The 6,646-nt window shown below is 59.3% G+C and carries 5 protein-coding genes and 1 pseudogene; 3 read left to right on the top strand and 3 right to left on the bottom strand.

Going from position 1 to position 6,646, the window contains the following annotated elements; all coding sequences use genetic code 11:
* Positions 1 to 3 precede the first annotated feature (3 nt).
* From lepA to lptF, 3 genes are all read right to left on the bottom strand, one after another.
* On the bottom strand, positions 4 to 1,803 hold the full coding sequence (gene lepA / locus AC3WP4_RS26910) for a translation elongation factor 4 (RefSeq protein WP_008151572.1): 1,800 nt from the start codon (positions 1,801 to 1,803) through the stop codon (positions 4 to 6).
* A gap of 171 nt (positions 1,804 to 1,974) precedes the next feature.
* Positions 1,975 to 3,036, bottom strand: a complete 1,062-nt coding sequence (lptG, locus tag AC3WP4_RS26915; RefSeq protein WP_074879952.1) for an LPS export ABC transporter permease LptG — start codon at positions 3,034 to 3,036, stop codon at positions 1,975 to 1,977.
* On the bottom strand, positions 3,029 to 4,147 hold the full coding sequence (lptF, locus tag AC3WP4_RS26920; protein ID WP_102616549.1) for an LPS export ABC transporter permease LptF: 1,119 nt from the start codon (positions 4,145 to 4,147) through the stop codon (positions 3,029 to 3,031). Before lptF ends, lptG begins: the two co-directional genes overlap by 8 nt.
* A 306-nt stretch (positions 4,148 to 4,453) precedes the next feature.
* Between lptF and AC3WP4_RS26925 the strand changes: the two genes are divergently transcribed.
* The 3 genes and pseudogenes from AC3WP4_RS26925 to AC3WP4_RS26935 form a co-directional block, all read left to right on the top strand.
* The gene (locus tag AC3WP4_RS26925) at positions 4,454 to 5,944 is read left to right on the top strand and encodes a leucyl aminopeptidase (protein WP_102616548.1); all 1,491 of its coding nucleotides are present in this window, start codon (positions 4,454 to 4,456) and stop codon (positions 5,942 to 5,944) included.
* Between the two features lie 60 nt (positions 5,945 to 6,004).
* Positions 6,005 to 6,433, top strand: a complete 429-nt coding sequence (locus tag AC3WP4_RS26930) for a DNA polymerase III subunit chi (RefSeq protein WP_074879961.1) — start codon at positions 6,005 to 6,007, stop codon at positions 6,431 to 6,433.
* Positions 6,434 to 6,441: 8 nt separating this feature from the next.
* Positions 6,442 to 6,646: pseudogene (locus AC3WP4_RS26935) on the top strand (DNA polymerase III subunit chi); the annotation flags it as partial.

The following is a 6,646-nucleotide window of genomic DNA, read 5'->3' on the forward strand; positions in this document are numbered from 1 at the left end:
GACCTAACTATCCAACCTGAGCACTGCAAGGAAGGCTTCTTGTGGAATTTCCACGTTACCGACTTGCTTCATGCGTTTCTTACCGGCCTTTTGCTTTTCCAGCAGTTTTTTCTTACGGCTAACGTCACCGCCGTAGCATTTGGCCAATACGTTCTTTCTGAGTGCCTTGACGGAGGTCCGCGCAATGATCTGCCCGCCAATGGCGGCCTGGATCGCGACGTCGAACATCTGGCGTGGAATCAGTTCTTTCATCTTCTCGGTCAGCTGGCGACCTTTGTAGTGCGCGTTATCCTTGTGCACGATCAGCGCCAGGGCGTCGACCTTGTCACCGTTGATCAGCACATCCAGTTTCACCAGATTAGCCGATTGATAACGATCGAAATGGTAATCCAGCGAAGCATAGCCACGGCTGGTGGATTTCAGACGGTCGAAGAAGTCCAGGACCACTTCGTTCATCGGCAAATCGTAGGTCACTTGAACCTGGGTACCGAGGAACAGCATGTCGTGCTGGACACCACGCTTCTCGATGCACAGGGTAATGACGTTGCCCAGGTGCTCTTGCGGCACAAGAATATTGGCCCGCACGATCGGCTCGCGCATGTCTTCGATCGAGGACAGGTCAGGCAGCTTCGACGGGTTGTCGACGTAAATCGTTTCTCCGGTTTTCAGCAGCAGCTCGAAAATTACCGTCGGCGCCGTGGTGATCAGGTCCAGGTCGTACTCGCGCTCCAGGCGCTCCTGGATGATTTCCATGTGCAGCATGCCGAGGAACCCGCAACGGAAGCCGAAGCCCAGTGCGTCGGAGCTTTCCGGGGTGTATTGCAGGGACGAGTCGTTGAGCGTGAGCTTTTGCAGCGCTTCACGGAAGTCTTCGAAGTCGTCGGAGCTGACCGGAAACAGACCGGCGTACACCTGCGGCTGAATGCGTTTGAAGCCTGGCAGCACGTCGACGTCCGGCGTGGAGCTCAAGGTCAGGGTGTCACCGACCGGTGCCCCGTGAATGTCCTTGATGCCGGCGATGATGAAGCCTACTTCGCCGGCCTTCAGGTCAACGGTGGCGGTGTGTTTCGGGTTGAAGACACCGACGCTGTCCACGAGGTGGATCTTGCCGGTGGACTTGACCAGGATCTTGTCGCCCTTCTTCACACGACCGTGGCGCACGCGAACCAGGGAAACAACGCCCAGGTAGTTGTCGAACCAGGAGTCGATGATCAACGCTTGCAGCGGATCTTCGTAGTTGCCGGTCGGCGCAGGAATGGTCTTGACCAGACGCTCCAGTACTTCGTCGACGCCCAGACCGGTCTTGGCACTGCACTCGACTGCGTCGGTGGCATCGATGCCGATGATTTTTTCGATTTCTTCTTTCACGCGGTCCGGATCGGCCTGAGGCAGGTCGATCTTGTTCAGGACCGGCATCACTTCCAGGCCTTGCTCGATCGCGGTGTAGCAGTTGGCTACCGATTGCGCTTCAACGCCCTGACCGGCATCGACCACCAGCAACGCACCTTCACAGGCCGCCAGCGACCGGCTGACTTCATAGGTGAAGTCGACGTGGCCCGGGGTGTCAATGAAGTTCAACTGGTACTTGATGCCATCGCGAGCGGTGTAATACAGGGTGACGCTGTGGGCCTTGATGGTGATCCCGCGTTCACGTTCCAGGTCCATGGAGTCCAGAACCTGGGCTTCCATTTCGCGCTCGGCAAGGCCGCCACACATCTGGATGAAGCGATCGGCCAGCGTCGACTTGCCATGGTCAATGTGGGCGATGATGGAGAAATTGCGGATATGACTCAAATCACTCACGGATCAACACTCAAAAAGGCTGCAGGCATAGCCCGCCGAAAAATAGCCGGGAATTGTACCTGATCCACGGCGCAAGCGTCACGTTCGCAGGTCAGACGGCGGATACAAAAACGCCCCGGTCTTGCGACAGGGGCGTTTCGAGTGACCATCAAGGGCAAGGGAAACCCTTGATCAACCGGCCCGACGCAACAACCAGAGCCCGGCCAAGGCACAAACACCTGCCGGAACAAGCACCGCAAACAGTGGCGAGAAACCGAAGACCAGGCTCGAAGGACCGAGCAAATCCTGAACGATGCGGAAGGTGAAGCCCACCAGCACGCCAGTGAACACTCGCTGACCGAGGGTCACCGAGCGCAACGGACCGAAGATGAAGGAAATCGCCATCAGCACCAGCGCGGCGGTGACCAGCGGTTGCAACACCTTGACCCAAAATGCCAGCCAGTAACGACCATTGCTCAAGCCCTGGTCCGCCAGGTAGTGGATGTACCCCCACAGACCACTGATCGACAGCGTGTCAGGCGACATGACCACGGTGCTCAGCAGCTGCGGACTCAAGGCGACATTCCAGCGCTCGACCGGGGTAGTAACCACTTCAGTGCTCTTTTCATGGAACAGCGTGGTGGTGACGTCGCTCAACTGCCAATGATCCTGATCGAACTCCGCCCGCTTGGCGAAGCTGGAAGAGACCATATGCCGCTCATCGTCGAAACGATAACGGGTGACGCCGTACAGCAGGCCGTTCGGTTGCACAGAGTTGACGTGAATGAACTCATCTCCCTGGCGATGCCACAAACCGTGCTTGGCGCTCTGCGCATCGCCGCCGCCCTGAGCCAGGGAGCGATTGGCCTGAGCGGTGACTTCGGTGGCCGGCGCTACGTATTCGCCGATCAGTACACCCACCACCATCAGGACCAGCATGGGCTTCATGACCGCCCAGACGATGCGACCGATCGACACGCCCGCAGCGCGCATGATGGTCAGTTCGCTGTGACTGGCCAGGCTGCCGAGGCCGATCAGGCAACCGATCAGTGCAGCCATCGGCAACATGTCGTAAAGACGACGCGGCGCGGTCAGCAGGACATAGCTCAACACATCGACCAAGGTGTAGGTATCGCTGACATCCCCCATCTCATCGATAAACGCGAACAGCGTCGCCAGACCGAGAATGATCCCCAGCACCGCCAGAATGGCCACGAACACGCTGCTGCCAATGTAGCGATCGAGCTTATCCACGAGCCACCTCCAGCGCGCTGCGGCGACTCGCCCGCTTCAACTGCAGGGGTTCCCAATAGAGCAAGCCCAGGCCGATGACCAGGAAGATTGCATGCACCCACCACAACCCCAGAGCTGGCGGGATCTTGCCCTTTTCAAGGGCGCCGCGAGCGGCAATCAGGATGGACAGGTAAGCCATATATAGAAGAATCGCCGGCAACAGCTTGAGGAAACGGCCCTGACGCGGATTGACCCGCGACAGCGGCACCGCCATGAGGGTCACGATGAAGACCAGCAATGGCAGGGATAGACGCCACTGAAGCTCGGTGCGGGAGCGAATGTCATCACTGCCAATCAGGGAACCGGTGGTCATTGCATCACGGTCGGTCACTTCGTCGCTGACGTCCGGTTTGGGCAGCAGTACGCCGTACTCCTCGTACTTGATCGCCCGGTAGTCGGCCTGCCCCGGATTGCCGTCATAGCGATAACCGTTGTCGAGAATCAGGTAACGGTTACCGTCGGGGCGAATTTCCTGACGGCCACTCTCGGCCACCAGCACGGAAATCCCGCGATCCTTCTTCTCCGAATTGACGTTTTTCTGCGAAATGAACACGCCGCCGAGGTTGATGCGATCATCCGACAGCGTTTCGGTGTAGGTCACCCGCGTCCCGTCACGCAGCGCCTGGAAGCGACCCGGCTCGAGAGTGTCGAACTCAGTCAGGGCATCCTGCTTGTTCAGCAGCAACTGGAATTGATTGGCACCTTGTGGCGCCAGGCTCAGGCTCAGCCATGCCACCACCAGTGCGACCAGGGTGGCTGGGAAAAGGGTCATGGCAAACAGACGCTGCTGGCTCATGCCGGTGGCAGACAGCACCGTCATTTCGCTTTCAAGGTACAGGCGACCGTAGGCCAGCAGGATTCCGAGAAACAGGCCCAAAGGCAAAATCAACTGCAGGAAACCCGGCAGGCGAAAGCCCATGATCAGAAATAGCGAGCCCGGATCCAGGAGGCCAGAGGCCGCCTGGGCGAGGTACTTGATGAAGCGACCGCTCATGATGATGACCAGCAGCACAGCGCTGACGGCGCTCAAGGTCAACAGGACTTCGCGGGACAGGTAACGGAAGACAATCAAACCAGACACTCCAGGGTTGTCAGGCTAAGGCGGCCAAACAAGCAAACGTATCAGACGGCCCGCAGGGCAGAGCCGCCGAAAAAGTTGGCGCATTATCCTGTGATTGGGTGCGCCTGTCACTGCGCATGCTCAAGCAGGCGGGTAAAGCGCTGAAGATCGTACGACCGAGGGTTGTCAGGCTCGGGGCACGAGGTTCAAACTGCGGCCTTTGTCGCGGGCCGTGACCTGCGTCTTTCTATTTATAAGCAAGCTCGAATGCATGCTGTCGAGCTCTTGCGTGTTGACCATTAATTCAGGGACCCGGACATGGAACTGGTTGTAAAAAGCGTTAGCCCAGAAACGTTGAAAACCGCCACTCTGGTAGTCGCCGTCGGCGAAGGCCGCAAGCTCGGCGCTGTTGCCAAACAACTCGACGAACTGAGCGGCGGCGCCATCAGTGCTGTGCTCAAGCGCGGCGACCTGGCGGGCAAAGTCGGTCAAAGCCTGTTGTTGCACAGCCTGCCGAACCTCAAGGCTGAACGCGTGCTGCTGGTAGGCGTGGGCAAAGACGAAGAGCTGGGCGACCGCCCGTTCCGCAAAATCATCGCCGGCATCCTCAACACCCTTAAAGGCCTGGGCGGCAGCGACGCCGTGCTGGCCCTGGACGAAGTCGTGGTCAAAGGCCGTGACAGCTACGGCAAGACCCGCCTGCTGGCCGAAACCCTGGTGGACGGCGAATACACGTTCGATCAGTTCAAGAGCCAGAAAGCCGAGCCTCGCAGCCTGAAGAAAGTCACCCTGGTGACCATCAAGGCTGCACAAGCTGAAGTCGAGCGCGCCGTGGCCCACGCCACCGCCATCGCCAACGGCATGGCGTTCACCCGTAACCTGGGCAACCTGCCGCCAAACATCTGCCACCCGACGTTCCTCGGTGAGCAAGCGAAGAACCTGGGCAAAGAATTCAAGAGCCTGAAAGTCGAAGTCCTTGATGAGAAGAAGATCAAGGACCTGGGCATGGGTTCGTTCTACGCCGTCGGCCAGGGCAGCGCCCAGCCACCACGCCTGATCGTCATGCAATACAACGGCGGCAAGAAATCCGAGAAGCCGTATGCACTGGTCGGCAAAGGCATCACCTTCGACACCGGCGGCATCAGCCTGAAACCGGGCGCCGGCATGGATGAAATGAAGTACGACATGGGCGGCGCTGCCAGCGTATTCGGTACGCTGCGTGCGGTGCTCGAGCTGAAACTGCCGATCAACCTGGTGTGCATCCTGGCTTGCGCCGAGAACATGCCGAGCGGCAACGCTTCGCGCCCTGGCGACATCGTCACCACTATGAGCGGCCAGACCGTGGAAATCCTCAACACCGACGCCGAAGGCCGTCTGGTGCTGTGCGACGCCCTGACCTACTCCGAGCGCTTCAAGCCGCAAGCGGTGATCGACATCGCGACCCTGACCGGCGCTTGCGTCGTTGCATTGGGTTCCCACACGTCGGGCCTATTGGGCAACAACGACGAACTGATCGGCCAACTGCTGAGCGCTGGCCAATCCGCCGACGACCGCGCCTGGCAACTGCCGTTGTTCGATGAGTACCAGGAACAGCTGGACAGCCCGTTCGCCGACATCGCCAACATCGGCGGTCCGAAAGCCGGCACCATCACCGCGGCCTGCTTCCTGTCGCGCTTCACCAAGAACCTCAACTGGGCGCACCTGGACATCGCCGGCACGGCCTGGACCAGCGGCGGCAAGGACAAGGGCGCCACTGGCCGTCCGGTTCCATTGCTGACCCAATACCTGCTGGACCGCGCCAAAGCCTGAAACCGATGACTTCCGATGGCATCACTCTCGGGTGATGCCACTTGAAGCTCAGGAACCGCAATGACCAAAGTCGACTTCTATATCCTGCCTAGCGCCGATCCTTCGGCGCGGCTGGATTTTGCCTGCAAACTCACCGAAAAAGCCTGGCGCATGGGCCACCGCATCTACCTGCATTGCAGCGATGCCGCCCAGCGTGACGATCTTGATGCGCGTTTGTGGACCTTCAAGGGCGAAAGCTTCGTGCCCCACGGCCCCGCTGAAAATGAGCCGGACAGCTTGATTGTGCTGGGCTTTGGCGATGACTGCGGTCCGCATCAGGACCTGTTGGTCAATCTCGCCCTGAAAGTCCCGGCATTCGCCAACAAGTTCGCCCGAGTGGCGGAAGTGGTGGTGGAAGATCCGACGATTCGTACGGCTGCGCGGGAGAGTTTCCGTTTCTACCGCGAACAGGGCTATCCTTTGCAAGATCACCGTTTACAGCGACTCTGAGCATTTCGATGGACACTCCAAAACCGCTGCAAAAGTCCGCGCACCTGCTGGACGACCTTGAGTCGATCCGTCAATTGCTCGGCGACGACAACCTGCAACCGCCCTTGCTCACCGAAACGGTCGAGGACGGTGACCAGGAGCAAATTCCGATGCTGTTCGATACCGTTGGCGCCAACCCGCCCATACTCGAACCCGCGCCACCCGCCCCAGCAG

The sequence above is a fragment of the Pseudomonas sp. FW305-20 genome, assembly GCF_058788075.1.

Bases quoted from the DNA above. Each gene is read 5' to 3' on its own strand.
- AC3WP4_RS26925 (WP_102616548.1), top strand. From the start codon at position 4,454: ATGGAACTGGTTGTAAAAAGCGTTAGCCCAGAAACGTTGAAAACCGCC.
- AC3WP4_RS26930 (WP_074879961.1), top strand. From the start codon at position 6,005: ATGACCAAAGTCGACTTCTATATCCTGCCTAGCGCCGATCCTTCGGCG.